At 64.4% G+C, this 17,131-nt stretch carries 15 protein-coding genes; 6 read left to right on the forward strand and 9 right to left on the reverse strand.

Annotation, left to right across the window (positions count from 1 at the left end; all coding sequences use genetic code 11):
• Nucleotides 1–71 precede the first annotated feature (71 nt).
• From N4264_RS25310 to N4264_RS25345, 8 genes are all read right to left on the reverse strand, one after another.
• The gene (locus N4264_RS25310) at nucleotides 72–1,076 is read right to left on the reverse strand and encodes a ParA family protein (RefSeq protein ID WP_261694977.1); all 1,005 of its coding nucleotides are present in this window, start codon (nucleotides 1,074–1,076) and stop codon (nucleotides 72–74) included.
• Nucleotides 1,073–2,377 carry an RNA/DNA-binding domain-containing protein gene (locus N4264_RS25315; protein WP_261694978.1) on the reverse strand — a complete coding sequence of 435 codons (1,305 nt, stop codon included), beginning with the start codon at nucleotides 2,375–2,377 and terminating at the stop codon, nucleotides 1,073–1,075. Before N4264_RS25315 ends, N4264_RS25310 begins: the two co-directional genes overlap by 4 nt.
• A 385-nt stretch (nucleotides 2,378–2,762) precedes the next feature.
• A protein-coding gene (locus tag N4264_RS25320; RefSeq protein ID WP_261694505.1) for an IS5 family transposase occupies nucleotides 2,763–3,564 on the reverse strand; the annotation gives its coding sequence in 2 pieces (ribosomal slippage) (nucleotides 2,763–3,237 and nucleotides 3,236–3,564; 804 coding nt in all).
• Nucleotides 3,561–3,929 (reverse strand): hypothetical protein, encoded by a 369-nt coding sequence (locus N4264_RS25325; RefSeq protein ID WP_261694979.1) that lies wholly within the window; start codon nucleotides 3,927–3,929, stop codon nucleotides 3,561–3,563. The genes N4264_RS25320 and N4264_RS25325 overlap by 4 nt, the downstream gene beginning before the upstream one ends.
• A 171-nt stretch (nucleotides 3,930–4,100) precedes the next feature.
• Nucleotides 4,101–4,550, reverse strand: a complete 450-nt coding sequence (locus N4264_RS25330) for a hypothetical protein (protein ID WP_261694980.1) — start codon at nucleotides 4,548–4,550, stop codon at nucleotides 4,101–4,103.
• Between the two features lie 51 nt (nucleotides 4,551–4,601).
• Nucleotides 4,602–5,510 carry a hypothetical protein gene (locus N4264_RS25335; RefSeq protein ID WP_261694981.1) on the reverse strand — a complete coding sequence of 303 codons (909 nt, stop codon included), beginning with the start codon at nucleotides 5,508–5,510 and terminating at the stop codon, nucleotides 4,602–4,604.
• 145 nt (nucleotides 5,511–5,655) lie between these two features.
• On the reverse strand, nucleotides 5,656–7,860 hold the full coding sequence (locus N4264_RS25340) for an RCC1 domain-containing protein (protein WP_261694982.1): 2,205 nt from the start codon (nucleotides 7,858–7,860) through the stop codon (nucleotides 5,656–5,658).
• Between the two features lie 191 nt (nucleotides 7,861–8,051).
• Nucleotides 8,052–8,801 carry an AraC family transcriptional regulator gene (locus tag N4264_RS25345; protein WP_261694983.1) on the reverse strand — a complete coding sequence of 250 codons (750 nt, stop codon included), beginning with the start codon at nucleotides 8,799–8,801 and terminating at the stop codon, nucleotides 8,052–8,054.
• A gap of 270 nt (nucleotides 8,802–9,071) precedes the next feature.
• Here N4264_RS25345 and N4264_RS25675 point away from each other — a divergent pair, with 270 nt between their 5' ends.
• From N4264_RS25675 to N4264_RS25375, 5 genes are all read left to right on the forward strand, one after another.
• On the forward strand, nucleotides 9,072–11,402 hold the full coding sequence (locus N4264_RS25675) for a proprotein convertase P-domain-containing protein (protein ID WP_282563026.1): 2,331 nt from the start codon (nucleotides 9,072–9,074) through the stop codon (nucleotides 11,400–11,402).
• A gap of 62 nt (nucleotides 11,403–11,464) precedes the next feature.
• Nucleotides 11,465–12,694 (forward strand): hypothetical protein, encoded by a 1,230-nt coding sequence (locus N4264_RS25360; protein WP_261694984.1) that lies wholly within the window; start codon nucleotides 11,465–11,467, stop codon nucleotides 12,692–12,694.
• A gap of 134 nt (nucleotides 12,695–12,828) precedes the next feature.
• On the forward strand, nucleotides 12,829–13,389 hold the full coding sequence (locus N4264_RS25365) for a hypothetical protein (protein WP_261694985.1): 561 nt from the start codon (nucleotides 12,829–12,831) through the stop codon (nucleotides 13,387–13,389).
• Between the two features lie 51 nt (nucleotides 13,390–13,440).
• Nucleotides 13,441–13,998 (forward strand): hypothetical protein, encoded by a 558-nt coding sequence (locus N4264_RS25370; RefSeq protein WP_261694986.1) that lies wholly within the window; start codon nucleotides 13,441–13,443, stop codon nucleotides 13,996–13,998.
• Nucleotides 13,999–14,002: 4 nt separating this feature from the next.
• Nucleotides 14,003–14,410, forward strand: a complete 408-nt coding sequence (locus tag N4264_RS25375) for a VOC family protein (protein ID WP_261694987.1) — start codon at nucleotides 14,003–14,005, stop codon at nucleotides 14,408–14,410.
• Between the two features lie 68 nt (nucleotides 14,411–14,478).
• Here the strand turns inward: N4264_RS25375 and N4264_RS25380 are convergent, their stop codons facing one another.
• Nucleotides 14,479–15,549, reverse strand: coding sequence for a DUF3103 family protein (locus tag N4264_RS25380; RefSeq protein ID WP_261694988.1), 1,071 nt, complete (start codon nucleotides 15,547–15,549; stop codon nucleotides 14,479–14,481).
• Between the two features lie 219 nt (nucleotides 15,550–15,768).
• Here N4264_RS25380 and N4264_RS25385 point away from each other — a divergent pair, with 219 nt between their 5' ends.
• Complete coding sequence (locus N4264_RS25385) at nucleotides 15,769–17,016, forward strand: sterol desaturase family protein (RefSeq protein ID WP_261694989.1); 1,248 nt, start codon at nucleotides 15,769–15,771, stop codon at nucleotides 17,014–17,016.
• The last annotated feature ends 115 nt before the right edge of the window (nucleotides 17,017–17,131 follow it).

Raw genomic sequence — 17,131 nt, forward strand, 5'->3', positions numbered from 1 at the left:
CCGCCGGCGCGACCCGCGGATCAGTCACGCTGGCGACTGATCCGCGCAGTCGTGCTCGCGGTGACGCGGATCTACTGCGTCGAACATCCCGCGCGGGCAAGGATCTTTCCCGCCAGCGCCTTGAAGTCGTCGTAGGCCAGTTTCACCGCCGCGAGGTGGTTTCCGATGGCGCCGTCCGCAACCGTCAATGAAAAGATCGGCTTGCGCGATTCCTGAGCCATTGGTACCAGACTTCGATAGTGTTTGAGCGTCGCCAGGCAATTGGGATCGTTCGCCGGGCGGACTTCCGGATCGGCATTCTTGTCGTCCAGGAGCTGGCGCGCATATTCCGCAGGTATGCGGTTGATCCAGCGATCGTAGGCCAGCACGGGCCGGCTCAGGCGCACGCTGTGTTGCTGGACGACATAGCCGAGGGGTTTCATGTGCCCTTCCGGCAGGGGGAAATCCGGCGCCTGCCAATTTCCCAGTCGGATCTTCCAGTCGCGGCGCCAGCGCGTCAATGTTGGCCCCAGATTTCGAAGGCCCTGGAGCGAGAACAAGTCCGCACCGAGCGGGACGACCAGGAAGTCCGATGCAATCAGAACGCTACGATTGATCGCACCGAGATTGGGGCCTACATCCGCCAGGATCACATCGGCGTTCCAGGCCTTGGCTCCCAGCTGCATGACTTGCCAGAACGCCGTCAGTACCCGGAATGGACGGAAGTGATCGCCGCTGTCAGCGGCCTTAGGCCATTGCTCGGACAGCTGGTCCTCGAAGCTGCTCAAGGCGATGTCGCCCTGAATCAGGGCCAGATTCTGGCTGATCGGCGTCAGCTCGGGATTGCGGATATCCCCCACTTTCGTCAACGGCTCGATGCACCGGTAAATCGTGCGTGGCGCATCCGACGCCGTTTCCATCTGCGTCACCAGGTCTTCTTCCGGGACAAAGGCCGTGGTGAGATTTGCCTGCGGATCAAGGTCGCAAACGACGACGCGACGCCCCTGCAGAGCCATCATCCAGGCGATATGGTATACGAGCGACGTTTTTCCCACGCCGCCCTTATTATTGAAGAACGTGATGACTGGGCAGCTCATTGCTGCGCCCCCGCAGGACGAACCCGACACAGCACTGACTGACCGCTGGTAGTGACCTCCAGATCCGGATTGCCATTCCTGGACAGCTCGCGACGGGCAAGCTGGATCCCGAAGCCAAATCGTTGAACAAATCCCAGCACGCGCATGGCCTCGGCGACATTGGGATTGCGGTAATCGGTTATTCCCGGCTGCCCGAAGTTCTCGGGAGTCACTGTCCCAAACGGTCCGCCAGGACTTTGAATCTCGATGCGGTCAGCAAACCAATACACGCGTATGGGTGCATTGGTCGCTTCATAGCTGCGGTGCAGAATGGCGTTTCGTGTCAGCTGCTGCAGTGCAACCAGCGGGTATATTGACGCTCGTCTCTCCGTAGAGCCCGAAGTGAAGTCCACTGCTACGCGATTGTGCGATGACAACTTCTCATCCATTTGGCGAACCATCTGGCCGATGGGGCCATCGATAAGCGCCTCGTCAACGATGGGCGAATCGTAGTCCGTCCCGTCGATGCGCAGGAATTGCACATAGGCACCCGGAAGGAAGTCGCGCCCTCGAATTCCCAGGCACAGCAAGCCGAGCACGGTTGGTGTCGGGTCCGCAGCGGAAGCAATCATCTTGCACGCAGCGAGTCGCTGTTCGTAGCTGCGCCCGTTGGCTTCCAGGATGTCCGGCGCGAACGCGGAAGGAAGATATTCGTCCTCGAAGAGGCGACGATTCAGATCGTCCAGCGTCGCCGTGGGCACCGGATGGATGTCGAACGGCTGATCGCGAAATCGCCGCTTCTCGTTAAGAATGCGCTCGTCCTGCGCCGACGCGATACCGCGACGAGAGCCAATACGGATGTGCACGCGACCGTCAAATCGGACCGGAGGTGAATCGGACGGCTCGACGACGATGACAGCCACGTCGCTGCCGCGCAGCGTCCGCTTTTGCACAGTCAGCGTCGGCGGCGGAAGGATGCGCCCGTCGGTCTTGATATCCGCCAATTCGCGCAGCAATTCGTCGGTGATCGGCAGTTCAGCCGGCGTACCATCATCTTTCACTCCGATGAACACAACGCCAGCGGCGCGATGATCCGGCAGATCGTTCGCAAAGGCGCATACGTCCACGCGTACCTTGTTCGGCGAATCACCTTTGAACGACTGCTTGCGTTCGGCGCGATCGGACTCGATATCAGCCAGCATCGCCTCAAGGTCGCCGTCGGACAGGTGCGTGATTCTGCTCATGATCGATGTCTTCCGTATGTGGCTCACCGAGGCGCGGTTCAGTTCGCCGGAATCCGAGGCCCCGCATTCATGCGTCATGCGGCACTGCCAGTACGCCGCACGCCGCGCCGCACGCCGCACGCCGCTGCGCCGCTGCGCCGCTGCGCCGCTGCGCCGCTGCGCCGCTGCGCCGCTGCGCCGCTGCGCCGGCGATCATACGTCAAAGACCATTTGAAACAAGCATTTACTCGACCACTGCCAGACAAGCCGATCCGCAACGAAGTGCGGTATTGCGGGTGCAGCGACAACGCTGGTCCGGCATACCCGATTGAAGGTCAACGGCCCGCATCAATGACGCGGTGCCATCGCCTGCATCCTGGTCTCCGCCACGCCCAACTCAGCGGCCGAGGGAATAGCATTCCCGCACGCTATCTGGCTGTAGCGTTCCAGCCAGTGCAGCACACCGTGTTTGTCCTTAGAGTGCCTAACAAAACCGTTCAATCGCACGCCAGCAGATCAATGAGCAAGCGAGCAATCCGAAGGCCAGATAGATTTCAGGGCGGCGCTCATACCGGATGCGAAGGCGTTTGAATCGGTTGAGCCAAGCAAACGTTCTTTCGACGACCCAACGATGCTTGCCCAGTCGCTGGCTAGATTCGACGCCTCGCCGAGCGATACGCTGGACGATTCCACGGTGCCGTAACGCGTGTCGGCAATGTTCGTAGTCGTATCCCTTGTCAGCATGAACCTTGTCTGGCCATCGCCGAGGACGCCCTCGAAGACCACCAACCGCAGGTAACGCATTGACTACGGCTTCGAAGCACTTGCTGTCGTGCGTGTTCGCGCCGCTGATGAGGAACGAGAGCGGCGTGCCCCTGGCATCGACCGCAACGTGCCTTTTGCACCCCAACTTTCCTCGATCGGTAGGATTTGGACCGGTTTCCTCCCCGCCCGGGGGAAGGAACACTCGCTGCATCCACACTCACTCGCGACATGTCGATCTGATCGTAGCTACGCAACCGCCGCAACAGTTCCTTGTGCAATCGATCCCAAACACCGCTCTGCTGCCAGTCTCGCAGCCGTCGCCAGCAGGTCATGCCGGATCCATAGCCTAGCCGGAGCGGCAAATGCTCCCATGGAATCCCCGTCCTCAGGACAAACACGATGCCGTTGATGGCAGCACGATCCGGCACTCTTGGCCGACCACCTTTCGGGCGATCTGGCTCCGGCGGAAGTAGCCGCCGAATCACGTCCCATAGATCGTCCTTGATCTCAAGCTTACTCATCCGTCAGCACTCAACTCTTTGTGGCTGACGCATTGTAGACTACGCGGCGTTTTGTTAGGCACTCTTAGTCGGATGGCGCACGTGTTCTTCCAAAACACGGGCAATATGTAGCGGTGCAGCCAGTATCCGATGGCGACGAAATCCTTTACGTGGTGCGCCGACAGATCGTCGAGAATGAATTCGATCGAGGCGCACTCACCACTCTCTGCCAGGAAGGACCTCCAGAACAGGCTCATCTCGCGGTTGTTCATGAAGATCGACCAGTGCTCGCCCACCGCTTTGGCATCATCGAGATTGCCGTGCAGCGCGTTGTCACGACGTCGGCTCAGTTCGTCAGCGCGCAGAAGGAGCTCCGCGGCCTGCATGTAGGACTCCGTGGCCGTGGTGTCTTCGCCTTCCGGGATGTCACCATCGACGCCACCGAATACGTAGCACCAAATCGCCACAGGCAGACGGCGAATGCGGCATCTGCCCATGGACTGGGACCCACATGCCTCACCAGCAGCACCATCGGAACACGACGCGACCCGCACCCATTACATGTCCTCTCCGTAGATTGCCCGCCAGTTCTCGATTGCCGGCACGTTCGTACGCATATACGTTTCGGTCCACATCTCGAACTGGCTCAGGGACTCCTTCAGCAGCGACGGCAGTCGTTCGATGAGCACCTCCCTCGATCGCACGACGGCCAGTTCGCGAACAGCCCGGAAGAGGCGTCGGCGGTCCACCGGATCTTCATGATGCCCGCATATGCCAAACGCCAAGGGAAGATCGTCGTTGAGCGCCATCGCCTGCCAGTCGCCGTCGAGGCTTATCCCAATGACATGCTCGACGCCGCCCTGCCGCCGGAGAATACGCGAGGGCGCGCGGTTGACGTTCTTTTCCAGCGCAAATCCGTGCTTTTCGGCAAAGGCAGTGAGCGATGGATCCAGAGCATCGAAGTAGCGCGCGAACGCGTCGAAGCGGTCCTGATCGGGTCGTCTCATGGCAGTACCTGTCGTGCACCTCGGGCGTTCGTCATTCGAACTCACCGACTACTACCGCGCGCAACACATCTGGTAGATCCGCTCCCCTTCCTTCGTCGCGGCGGCGATGTCTTCGGGCGTCATCGTTTCCTGGTCGCGCGCCATCCTGTCGATGTAGGACCGCGTGCCGGGGCGTTGCCCTTCGGCCAGCACGTAGGCGTGCAGGTACGCGTAAGCCTTGACGGGGTCTGGCGCGTAGAGCTTGTTCGCGGGATCGGGTCTGTACAAGGCGCTGGCAATGGTCAGTGTATCGGTGCGGCCGGAAGCGATGCTGGCGTCCAGCCACCGCGACGCTACCTCGCGATAGTGTTTGAGGTCTGCCCAGTACTTGCCGCCACCGCGCCCCTCGGGAGCGCCTTGCAGCACGAAACTCACCTGGGCGTGAGGGTCGCCCAACTTGCCGAGGTGTTCCAACCAACGCGCGAGGGACGATCGCTGTTCCGGCGTCAGCGGAGCGCAGGTGCGGTACATGTCCCTGATGCCCTGCTCTGCATCAGCCGGAATCGTCGGATTCGCTACGCGATGAACAGCAATTTCGTTCAGATAGCCATCGAGATCGGCCTGGTCGACCGGCACCTGCCGGCAGATCGACAGCGTATCCACCAGGCGCCATGCGGCATTCTGGTCGCCAGCCATCGCCGCTTTTGCCAGTTCGTCGTAGCGGCCCGCGGCATCGGCGACCGAAGCGGGATCGGTTCTGGGCTCGGTGCGCGGCGCGCTGGGCGTCGATGGCACAGGCCGTGCGGCGGCGGGCGGGCGCACTGCAACGCTGCGCCTTTCCGGCGCTGGCTGTGGCGGCGACGGCGCCGCCGGAACACTCACGGGCGGCGCGACGGCCTGCCCCTCGCGATGGAAGTAGGCGATGACACCGGCAATTCCGAGCACCACCGCACCCACGGTGGCCTGCAACGACCGCTTCATGGATCACTCCGGCAAAACCATGAGTGTACTTTGCGACCGTCCCGCAGTTCCCACGAAGTGGTCCGCGGCAGCCGCCAATGCCGCACGGTGACGTGGACCGGTTCGCAGGCCGGACAGCGTCCGACGTGCGCAGTGGCGTTCGCGTCTATTCGAAGCTGTTGCGCCACAGCAGGTCGTTGACTACGACGGTTACCGGCGTCGCGCTGAGCAGGCGGCGCCGCGCACCGAGCTGGCCGAAGTAGTTGTCGCCCCAGCAACGCAGGCTGCCGTCGATGACGGAAGCGCAGACGTGGTTGCCGCCGATATTCAGCTGGGTACCGGCGATGCCGCTCATGCCGATTACCAGGGTGGGCAGCAGGCGCATGGTGCGCGGCGCGAGGCCGGCGCCGAGGTCGCCGAAGTAGTTGGCGCCCCAGCAATAGACCGAACCGTTGGCGATGGCGCAGGAAATGTCTTCACCCGCGGCAATCGCGGTGACGCCGCTTTCCAGGCCCACAACCGCAGCAGGCGTCAGTTGCGCGTCGTTCAGTACACCATTGCCGAGCTGCCCGTAGCCGTCGTAACCCCAGCACCTGGCGGCGCCATTGTGGATGGCGCAGGTGTGCGTGGCGCCGGCGCTGATGGCCGTAACCCCCGAGGAAAGGCCCGTCACGGGCGTGGGCGTGCCGTAGGGCATGCCATTGGTGCCGTTGCCGATCTGGCCATCGAGCGCTACGCCCCAGCACTTGGCCGCACCATTGTGGATGGCACAGGCGTGATTGGCGCCCATGCTCACGGCGGTCACGCCTGAGGTAAGCCCTTTCACCTGCACCGGCAGGGCGCTGTTGACGGACAGTCCGTTGCCCAGCTCGCCGCTGGTGTTCATGCCCCAGCACAGGGCGGACCCGTTGCGGATCGCGCAGCTCTGGCGGCCGCCGGCGGCGACCTGGCTGACCTGGGATGACAAGCCCGATACCACCTGCGGCGCCGGCCGCAGATCGTCGGTGCCGTCGCCCAGTTGCCCGTGCGAATTGTCGCCCCAGCACAGGGCGGCGCCATTCACCGCAGCGCAGGTGTGCTGGTAGCCCGCGCCCACCGACACGGCCATCTGCGTGATCTCCACCACCGGCAAGGGCACTGTGGAATACAGGGACGGCTCGCCCAGACCCATCTGGCCCTTGCCGTTGCTGCCCCAGCAGTGAACGCCACTGGGCACTGCCGCACAGGTGTGCACGATGCCGCCTGCCACGGCGCCCAGCGGCGCGGGCAACCCTTCCACGACCACCGGTTCGGTCTGGTATTGGGCCGATCCGTCACCGAGCTCGCCGTAGGCGTTGAGCCCCCAGCAACGGCTGGTCCGGTCCGGCATCAGAACGCAGTTGTGATATCCGCGGCCACTCAGGCCACCGACGCCGGAAAGCCCGGCAACGGGCGAGGGCACGAGACTGTCGTCCTCGTCGTCCAGGCCCAGCTGGTAATAGCGGTTGTCGCCCCAGCAGTGAACGTTTCCGTCCGCCAGGGCGCAGCTGTGGTCCTGGCCGCCGACGATGTGGTCGGCACCGGACAACCCTGCCACGGTAACCGGCTCCGTGCGCTGGTCAGTGGTCCCGTCGCCCAGCTGCCCGCGGGCGTTGTAACCCCAGCAGGCAGCCGTTCCATCCGCACGCACCGCGCAGCTGTGAATACTGCCCAGGCCGATCGCCCTGACACCCGGCGCCAACGCATTGACCAGGCGCGGCGTCGTTGCGTAGCCCCCTTCGTAGCCCAGGCCAAGCTGGCCGGAATAGTTGTTGCCCCAGCACTTCACTGCACCCAGAACCAGTGCGCAGGTGTGCAGTTCGCCGGCGGAAATGCGGTCGACGTCCTGGCTCAGGTCGCGCACGCTGACCGGCACGCTGCTGTCATCGGTCGAGGCGTTGCCGAGCGACCCGAAGAAATTGGAGCCCCAGCATTTCACGCCGCCGCGGATGATGGCGCAGGAGTGGTAATCGCCGGTGACGATCGCGGAGACGCCACTGGAGAGCCCGGTCACCGGAACTGGAACGCGGGAATTGACGAAGCTGCCGTTGCCCAGCTGGCCGAACTGATTCAGGCCCCAGCACCAGGCACCGCCATTGATCACGGCGCAGGTGTGGAACTTGCCGGGCGCCAATGACTTGGCAATGCCAGGAAGTGCCTGTACCGGCCGGGCATCTGCCGTATCCAGTTCACCAGGCTGCCCCAGCTGGCCGTGGTGGTTGTAGCCCCAGCAGAGCGTTCCACGGCCTGTCGCCACGCCACAGCTATGGAGAAATCCCGCCTGGACATCAGTGACGTCGACCAGCGGAATGAAGTGCCCCTGCGCCCCGGCCGGGCCTGCGGCAAGCGCCATCACGGCCACTGCCGAGAGTCGAAACCGCCGTATGCGCGTGCACCAGCCTGATTCCATCGTGATCCTGGTCCTGACCGGGCGACGCCGCGTCCGTCCGCGCAGTGTGGCACTGGCCCGGTGCGATTGGTGCCAACGCGATCAAACTCTGCTCGGTACGGCCATGCGTGCGCGCACGGCGCTTGCCGGTTGTGTCAGCGCATGATCGCGCCCGGCGCGCCGCTTGTCACCGCTACACTGCGGTGCAGCGCCCGGTAATGCATGGGCGTGGCGCCGACCAGGGCCTTGAACTGACGCGTAAAGGCGCTCTGGTCAGCGTAACCGCAGGCACTGGCGACCTGGGCCACGCTCACATCCTGGCTGACCAGCATGCGCGAGGCGGCCTGGATGCGTGTCTTGGCCAGCAACTGCACGGGCGTCATGTCGAACAGCCGCTTGACCAGGCGTTCCAGGCGGCGGGTACCCAGGCCCGCTATGCGCGCCAGTGCATCGACGCGGATGGAATCGCCGTAGTGCAGCTGTATGTGGTCGATCGCGCGGGCGACACGCTGGATACTGTCGGGCCGCGGCTCGGCCGAGGTCACGGTTCGGCAGATTCCGCACAAACCGACAATCTCTCTGTTTTCCACAATCGGAAACTTATAGGTGATGCACCAGCCCGGCCGGCCGGTGCGCTGCGGCACCTGCTGGAGCTGGTCGTGAATCTCCACGCCCTCTTCGAGTACGGCGCGATCCTGCGCGTAGTAGCTCGAGCCAAAGGGCGCGTCGAAGAGCTCGCGGGCCGTTCGGCCGATGAGCTCGTTCTTGTGACGCACGCCACAGCGATCGGCCAGCGTGCGATTGACCGCTGTGTAGCGCGCCTGCCGATCTTTCACGAAGAAGAGAATGTCCTGCGCGCAGTCAAACAACCGCTCGGCGACTGTCGACGCGGATTGCATGGACATTGACAACGCCGCGAAAGGCACGGCGAAACCTGCATTGACGCCCGGCGCCCCCGCCCCGGTCGTTGATCCCCATGCGGCCATCTGACAAGGCTCCCACGGGCGGCGCCCACACGCCGCCACTGCCCAATCCGACACCCCTTTGTCGGAACCGATCAAGACCCGTCTTACGACGACACCGATAGTACGACGGCTTCGGCCATTGCCAAAGTGCACCGCATCACGAACCCCTCCTGCGTGTGTCAACCCCTGTTCTCGCGTGGAGATATGGACATGCATAAACGCTCGGTTTTTGCCTATGTATTTCTTGCGGCGGGTGCCGCACTGGCGGCCACCACCGCGCAGGCTGCGGATCCGACGCAGCCGGAAGCCTTCTCCGGCACGCTCCGGCCGCTCGACCAGATCGGCCGGCAGGTGATGCCGCCGGTGGATGTCGACAGCCTGCGCCGCGACGACGCCACGCGCGAGGCGCGCGACCTGCCGCCGCGGTTTGCCCACTCCATGACGGTGAATTTCACGCCGCGCAAGTCAGGTGTATGGGAAATGGCCGGGAACCGGGCAATCTGGCGCCTGCGCATCCAGTCGCCCGGCGCGCTGTCGTTGAACCTGGGCTTCACCCGTTACCACATGCCGGCCGGCGGACGCCTGCTGGTCTACCCGGCGACCATGAAGCCCGGCTCCGATCCGAGCCTCGTGCGCGCCTTCAGCGATGCGGACAATGCGGCACATGGCCAATTGTGGACACCGATCGTCCACGGCGACGATATCGTCGTGGAAGTATCGGTACCGACCAAGCTGGTCGACCAGCTCGACCTGCACCTGACCTCGGTCAACCACGACTATCGCGGTTTCGACAACCTGGCGGCGAGCTTCTCGCGCGATCCGGGTGACGTGTCGGGCTCATGCAATGTGGACGTGGTGTGCCCCGAAGGCGACCCGTACCGCGACCAGATCCGCTCGGTGGCCGTGTACTCCACCGGCGGCAGCACCTTCTGTACCGGCGGCCTGGTCAACAACACCGCGCAGGACAGGAAGCCGTTCTTCCTCACCGCCTTCCATTGCGGCATCACCGCCAGCAACGCGGCATCCCTGGTGGTGTACTGGAATTTCCAGAACTCCTTCTGCCGTCCGGTCGACAGCGCGGCCAGCGGTCAGGCGGGCAATGGCACGGCGAACCAGTTCCAGACCGGCGCCTTCTTCCGCGCCGGCAACTCGGCCTCGGACTTCACCCTCGTCGAGCTCGACGAAGCACCGGCAGCCGCGTTCAATGTGTACTTCAGCGGCTGGGATCGCCGCGACATGAACTACCCGTCGGCCTTCGGCATCCATCATCCGGCGACGGCGGAGAAGCGCATCAGCCTGTCCAACACCAGCACCGCGACGACGAGCTACAACAGCACGACCTCGCCGGGCGACGGTACACACGTGCAGGTGCGCTGGCGTCCCGGCATCGGCGTGACGGAACCGGGCTCCTCGGGCTCGCCCATCTTCAGCAATGACAAGCGGGTGATCGGCCAGCTGCATGGCGGACCGTCCTCCTGCGGCGCCACCGACACGAACAAGCGCGACTACTATGGCCGCCTGTTCACCTCCTGGACGGGCGGCGGCACGAACAGCACGCGACTGTCGAACTGGCTCGACCCGGGCAACACCGGTGCGCAGACGGTGGACGGCCTCAACAACGGCGGCGGCGGCAACCAGCCGCCCGTCGCGAACTTCGGCTTCACCGCCAGCGGCCTGACGGTCACGTTCACCGACAGCTCCAGCGACAGTGACGGTACCATCGCCTCACGCAGCTGGAACTTCGGGGACGGCACCACGTCGACGGCGACCAATCCGAGCAAGACCTACGCCGCGGCAGGCACCTATTCCGTCGCACTGACCGTGACGGACAACGGGGGCTCGACCGCGACGACCACACGCGCCGTCACCGTCAGCGACACCACCTCGCCGGTCCTCAACAACAACGTGCCGGTACCCAATCTCGCCGGCGCCCAGGGCAGCGAACAGCGCTGGACGATGAACGTGCCGGCCGGCGCGAGCAACCTCAGGTTCGTGATCAGTGGCGGCACGGGCGATGCGGACCTGTACGTGAAGTTCGGCTCCGCCCCGACCACGGCCAGCTATGACTGCCGTCCGTACCTGGGCGGCAACGCGGAAACCTGCACCATCGCCACGGCCCAGGCGGGCACTTACCACGTGATGCTGCGGGGCTATTCGGCCTACACCGGCGTCACCCTTACCGGCAGCTTCACCACCGGCGGGCTGGTCTTCACCAATTCCACCGACGTGGCGATCACCGACAACGCAACGGTGGAAAGCCCGATCGCGGTGACCGGCGTTTCCGGCAACGCGCCCAGCGCGCTGCGCGTGGCGGTCGATATCAAGCACACCTACCAGGGCGACCTGAAGTTGGACCTGATCGCGCCCAACGGTACCGCGTTCAACCTCTGGAACCGTACCGGCGGCGGCACCGACAACATTATCCAGACCTTCACCGTCAACGCGTCCGCCGTGCCGGCCGTGGGCACCTGGAAACTGCGCGTCAACGACAACGCCGCGCAGGATGTGGGCAAGATCGACAGCTGGAGCCTGACGTTCTGAGCAGACGCGGGTAGAACCGGTCGATGATCGACGGGCGCCCCCGGCGCCCGTCACTTTTTCCGATGACGCCTCCCGCCAGCGACGCCAACCCGGCGCGCCCGGAGGAATCGCCGGATTCCTGCGTACTGCGGTACATCGATGGCACGGTGCCATCGCTGGAAACCGCCATGAACCCGATCCGAATCCTGTTTTGCGCGTCCCTGTCCCTGGTGGCCGCGACGTCCGCGCTGGCCAGCCAGGTGATCCTGCGCGACAACTTCTCCGACGCCAGCACCGGCTGGATGAACAAGAATGCCAGTCGCAGCAAGGACCTGGGCTTTGCCGTGTATACCGACTCCGGCAAGTACCAGATGACGCCCGTACGCGATAACACCTATGGCCTCGTGCCCGCGCCGCGCCAGGCGGATGGCGACAACGTGCGCATCGAGACCGACCTGTTCCTCTATGCGGGCCTGGGCAAGGGCGCCGGCGGCGTCGCCTGCCGCGCCAAGGACATGAACAACTTCTACGCCTTCATCGCCCGCGGCGACGCGGTGGTGGCCATCGTCCGCGTCAGCAACGGCAAGGGTGAGGTGCTGGCGCAGGGTACGGTCAAGAGCGTCATGGCCGGCAGTGTCGATACGCGACTGACGGTCGAATGCAAAGACGACCAGCTGCGCCTGTCGGCTACCAACGGCAGCCGGATCGAAGCCACCGACAGCACCCTGCGCGGCGGCACCAGCGGCCTGCTCGTCTACGGCGAACAGATGGCCGGCACCAGCGCATCCTTCGACAACTTCGTGCTGACCGACCTGGGCGGCGGCACCCCGGCCGGTGGCGCCACCCGCGCGGCAGCCAGCGACGACGCACGCCCGGCACCGGCGCCCTCACGTCCGGCTGATCGCTCCGGAGAGGTCGATTTCGGTGTTCGCGGCCGCGCCTCCGGTCGCGACGACATGCCTGCCAAGGTGCGCGAGCTGCGCGAGGGCGAGCTGCTGGTGGTCGTCGACGAGGGCAATTTCCGCGGCGAAGGCGTGATCGCGGTGAAGCAGAACGGTTCACTGGGTGTGGTGCAGCAGTGGAATACGGGCGGCCCCTCGGGCATGAACCTGTATTTCAACCACAGTGGCGACTCGTTCTACGTCACCCTGCGCACCGGCCCGGATCGCGGCAGCGGTGTCTCCAGCTGGGACGTGCAGATCAACGAAACGACCGGCCGCGGCCACTGCAAGCGCATGGATGTATACGACGCGCGACGCGGCAGCCTCACCGTGTGGAGCGCCAAGGGCGAACGCCTGTGTAGCGCCGGCTGATCCGGACGACCGGCCGGCGGCGCCTGCGCCGCCGGCCCGCCAAAACACCGCGCCAATCCTGCTAACAGGTGTGTCGCGGCTGGCTCCGGCGAGGGGGGACGGGCTATAGTTCGGGCCGTTCGCCGGGTTACCCCATGTCTTCAAGCCGCTACGCACCACCGCAATCGGCCGTTGCCGATCACGCCCACATTGACGTGGCCCACGCGGAAGCCCTGCGCCGCGAATACCTTGCCACGGAATTCGAACTGCGGTCTGCCGGCAACCTCTTCCTGCTCGCCGGCATTGTGTGCGGGCTTTCCTTCGTCGCCCTGGTCGTGGCCATTTTCGCCGAGGGCCGGCAACTGCGGCCGGTGCCGGCGATCTACCTCGCCACCCTGTGCACCCTCTTCGTCGTTGCCGCCTTCACCGTCGGCATCGGCCTGCGCCGCCTGCGTCCCTGGGTCCGCGTTCCGGGCACGATCCTGTCGATCATCGGCCTCCTGGGCCTGCCGCTCGGCACCGTGATCAACGCGATCATTCTTTATCGATTACACAACCGGCGGGGGCGCGTGGTTCTGGCACGCTCCTATCGCGCTGTCATCGAAGCCACGCCCCACATCACGTACCGGCGGACGGTTGGCGACAAGATTGCCTCGGGCATCCTGTTCGCCCTGTTTGCCGGGCTGCTGGTGCAGCTGGTCGATGTCTGGACCTGATTCCCTGACCATCACGGGGCCGCCCGCACGCGTCCCCAACGAGCCGGCCCCATGGATAATTCCCGCTATTCCCCGCCCAAAGCCCGCGTGGCGGACGAAAACGAACTGAACCGCTCCGATGCCGAGATCACCCGGCGCGAACACCTCAGGACCGAGATCCAGCTCAAATCCGTCGGAAACCTGTACCTGTTCGGCGCCACGATGATGATCCTGGCACTCGGTGCCATTGTGTATTTCGCCGCCACCCGCAACACCCCTCGCGGCGACGAGATCGCCTTCTTCATTTTCTACAGCGTCCTTGCCGCCATTTCCGTTGCGATGGGCCTGGGCTTCCGCCGCCTGCGCCCCTGGGTAAAGATTCCCGGAACCATTCTGTCCGTCATCGGCCTGCTGGGGTTTCCGCTGGGCACGCTGATCAACAGCTGGATCCTCTACCAGATTCATGGCGAAAAGGGTCGCGTCGTTCTCGCCCCGACGTACCAGGCCATCATTGATGCGACACCCCACGTCAAGTACGAGCGAAAGCTTGGCGAGAAGATCGCAGCGTGGGGGCTTGTGGTCCTGGTCGCGGTAGGCGCTGCGGCCATCCTGGCCGCGATTTCGCGCTGAGCCGATGAATTCTGCGAGCCGCCGCCAGCACCTCGGCCTGATCGCCCTGGTGGTACGTGACTACGACGAAGCCATCGCCTGGTACACGGGGGTACTGGGGTTCGAGCTGGTCGAGGATACCTACCAGCCGGCACAGGACAAACGCTGGGTCGTGGTGTCGCCGCGTGGTGCGACGACACAGATCCTGCTCGCGCGGGCTTCCAGCGCCGAGCAGGAGCGCTTCGTCGGCAACCAGGCTGGCGGTCGCGTATTCCTGTTTCTCTACACGGATGATTTCCAGCGCGACTACGACGACTACCGCGCCAGGGGCGTGGTGTTCATCCGTCCACCAGCAACGCATGACTACGGCACGGTCGCGGTCTTTGAGGATCTCTACGGAAACCGCTGGGACTTGCTGCAACCGTCGGCGTAGCGCGGTGACGTCGGCCACAAGAAAACCCGGGCTTCACGGCCCGGGTTTTTCCGTTCTGCGATCGCGCCTCAGTTGACCGGCAGTTCGTACGGAATGTACGACACCGTGATGTTGCCGGAGGCACCGGAACGCGTTTCGCCGCGGGTCTTCTCGACGGTGTAGAGCGCGTCGACGTAATCGTCGTCATTGCTGAACCAGTGGGCCGGCATCGCAGCCACGATACGGGCGGCGATCTCCGCGATCGCGGTGGCAACCGGATATCCCGCCAGCGATACGCCCTGGCCAACCGCCTGGATCAGCACCTGCACCAGCTGCTGGTAGTTGGTGTTGTCGTCATGTTCGTAGAACAGGATGTTGGCGGCGCCGTAGCTGTAATTGGCCCAGTCCAGCACCACCTGCCGGGGATAGTAGGTCGTACCGTCGTGATCCAGGTACGGCATGTCGACAATCTGCACCTGCGGCTGATTGCCCGGCAGGACGCCTGCGGTCACCGCATAGACTTCGGCTGCGCCGGAAATCCAGGGTTCTTCGTCGTCATTGAGACGGACCGACTCCAGGCGCGTGGTCCAGCGGCCGCTGCCCCTGGTCGCCGCCGCTTCCGGTGCCTTGGCCTGCAGACCCGCCTGGCGCAGCGCGGCATTGGCCAGGTCGACCTGACGCTCGAATGACAGTTCGCCATTGATGCGGACCACGATCACCGGCACTTTCGGCGGATTGTGCGCATCCAGCGTGACCCAGCGGCCGCTGGCGTCGATCGCATCGACGGTTTTCCACTGACTATCGTTGCCGGCCGGCGGGAATGCTACCAGCGGCGCAGCACGCCCCTTGCCGCCGACGGATTCTTCGGGCTGGAACAACCAGACGCTGGGCTCAAACGCTTCGCCGACACCGGCGGATCGGGCAACCCCTTCGCAACCCTCGCACAGCTCGCGCAGCGGCAGCTCCCGTTCATGGCGGGCGAGCTGGCGTGCGAGAGAGGGGCCATTGCGCTTGGACTGCATTTCCGCCTGGAACGCGCTGACGAGCGTCCGGTGTGCCGCCTCGTAGGCCACCGGGTCGGAAACATCGAGCGTGGCGGCGGTGGCTGGCCCGGCCACAGCGGCGGCGCTGATGAAGGCGGCAAACGCTAAACGGTGCATATCGTCTCCTTGTCGGTGATGTACCGAAAGAAACTGTTATCACGCCCCTGCTGCCAAAAACTTGTCGGAACGCGCCAGCGCACGTTTGAATTCGTATTCAACAGCAGCCTCTGCGACGCCGTCGAAGGCGCACCCGATGACACCGTGAAGCAATGTTTTACGAAGTCGAACAGGAGCGCATTCTGCGCTAGTCTTTGCTCTCCACGGGCCGGTCCACCCATGAATCCGATCGTCTACGCAATTCCCGTTTTCTTCCTGCTGATGGGCATCGAAGCCCTGGTGGCGCGTGCGCGCGGCCGCCGCGTCTATCGCATCGGCGACGCGGTCAGCAGTATCGGCCTTGGCGCGGTGTCACAGGTCACCGGGGTGTTTTCCAAGGTGATGATGGTCGGCATCTACGTATGGGTGTACGAGCAGGGCCATTGGCTGGACCTGTCTGCCAGCAGCGTCTGGGTGTGGCTGATCGGCCTTCTGATCTACGATTTCCTCTACTACTGGCATCACCGTCTCGGGCACGAGGTCGCGGTGCTGTGGGCGGCGCACGTCGTCCACCACCAAAGTGAAGAATTCAACCTTTCCACTGCACTGCGCCAGACCAGCAGCGGCTTCCTCCTCGGATGGGTCTTCTATTTGCCGATGGCCCTGCTCGGTTTCCCGCCGTTGGTCTTCGTGGCGGTGGGCCTGATCGACCTTCTGTACCAGTACTGGATCCACACCGAGCAGGTGGGCCGGCTGGGCTGGTTCGACCGCGTGTTTGCATCGCCGTCCAATCACCGCGTGCACCACGGCGTGAACGATGTGTACCTGGACAAGAACTATGGCGGCATTCTGATCGTGTGGGACCGTCTGTTCGGCACCTTCATCGAGGAGGATGACAAGGAGCCGGTGATCTACGGCACGCGGGCGCCCTTGCGACGCTTTGATCCCATCTGGGCGAACCTGGAGGTCTACGCGGCGCTCGCGTTCGACGCCTGGCACGCCCGGCGCTGGCGGGACAAGTTCCTGGTCTGGATCAAACCACCCGGCTGGCGGCCCGACGATGTCGCGGCGCGCTTCCCCAAGCCCGGATTCGATCCCCATGCGCGGGCCAAGTACGATCCGCCGACCTCGCCCGCCCTGCGCCGCTACGCCTTTGTGCAATTTGCGCTGCTGATGGTGGCCGGCATGGATTTCCTGGCCCGCGCCGATGGGATGTCGCTGGGCGGTTCCGGCCTGTACGCCGCCTGGCTCGTTGTCTCGCTGGTGGCTCTTACGGGTCTGCTCGAGAATCGCCGCCCCTGGTGGCTTATCGAGACCGGTCGACTGGTTTTTGCGGCCGTGCTTGCCGGCTGGAGCAGCGCCTGGTTCGGACTGCCACTGAGCCGGGTCTCCCTGGCACTCATCGTCATGACGCTCGGCCTTTCGCTGGCCGGCGCGCTGGTAGTGGCGCTGCGCCCCCGGGCGGCCTCGACGCAATCCTTCGCGTAGCGGGCGAAACTGCGACGACAGTCACGCGGTTTACACGAGTTCACAGAGAGCGGACTGGACTATTCTCCACCCTGTGAAGTGCTTGGCGTCCGCCGACCGGTTCTGCCGTAAGATG

It is taken from the genome of Tahibacter amnicola (assembly GCF_025398735.1).
Lineage (GTDB): Bacteria > Pseudomonadota > Gammaproteobacteria > Xanthomonadales > Rhodanobacteraceae > Tahibacter > Tahibacter amnicola.

What these genes read in the sequence shown, in the direction of transcription:
- N4264_RS25325 (WP_261694979.1), bottom strand. Translation starts at nt 3,929, where the DNA reads ATGCAGGCCGCGGAGCTCCTTCTGCGCGCTGACGAACTGAGCCGACGT.
- N4264_RS25310 (WP_261694977.1), bottom strand. Translation starts at nt 1,076, where the DNA reads ATGAGCTGCCCAGTCATCACGTTCTTCAATAATAAGGGCGGCGTGGGA.
- N4264_RS25340 (WP_261694982.1), bottom strand. Translation starts at nt 7,860, where the DNA reads ATGGCGCTTGCCGCAGGCCCGGCCGGGGCGCAGGGGCACTTCATTCCG.
- N4264_RS25335 (WP_261694981.1), bottom strand. Translation starts at nt 5,510, where the DNA reads ATGAAGCGGTCGTTGCAGGCCACCGTGGGTGCGGTGGTGCTCGGAATT.
- N4264_RS25365 (WP_261694985.1), top strand. Translation starts at nt 12,829, where the DNA reads ATGTCTTCAAGCCGCTACGCACCACCGCAATCGGCCGTTGCCGATCAC.
- N4264_RS25345 (WP_261694983.1), bottom strand. Translation starts at nt 8,801, where the DNA reads ATGTCCATGCAATCCGCGTCGACAGTCGCCGAGCGGTTGTTTGACTGC.
- N4264_RS25385 (WP_261694989.1), top strand. Translation starts at nt 15,769, where the DNA reads ATGAATCCGATCGTCTACGCAATTCCCGTTTTCTTCCTGCTGATGGGC.
- N4264_RS25370 (WP_261694986.1), top strand. Translation starts at nt 13,441, where the DNA reads ATGGATAATTCCCGCTATTCCCCGCCCAAAGCCCGCGTGGCGGACGAA.
- N4264_RS25380 (WP_261694988.1), bottom strand. Translation starts at nt 15,549, where the DNA reads ATGCACCGTTTAGCGTTTGCCGCCTTCATCAGCGCCGCCGCTGTGGCC.
- N4264_RS25315 (WP_261694978.1), bottom strand. Translation starts at nt 2,377, where the DNA reads ATGACGCATGAATGCGGGGCCTCGGATTCCGGCGAACTGAACCGCGCC.
- N4264_RS25330 (WP_261694980.1), bottom strand. Translation starts at nt 4,550, where the DNA reads ATGAGACGACCCGATCAGGACCGCTTCGACGCGTTCGCGCGCTACTTC.
- N4264_RS25675 (WP_282563026.1), top strand. Translation starts at nt 9,072, where the DNA reads ATGCATAAACGCTCGGTTTTTGCCTATGTATTTCTTGCGGCGGGTGCC.
- N4264_RS25375 (WP_261694987.1), top strand. Translation starts at nt 14,003, where the DNA reads ATGAATTCTGCGAGCCGCCGCCAGCACCTCGGCCTGATCGCCCTGGTG.
- N4264_RS25360 (WP_261694984.1), top strand. Translation starts at nt 11,465, where the DNA reads ATGACGCCTCCCGCCAGCGACGCCAACCCGGCGCGCCCGGAGGAATCG.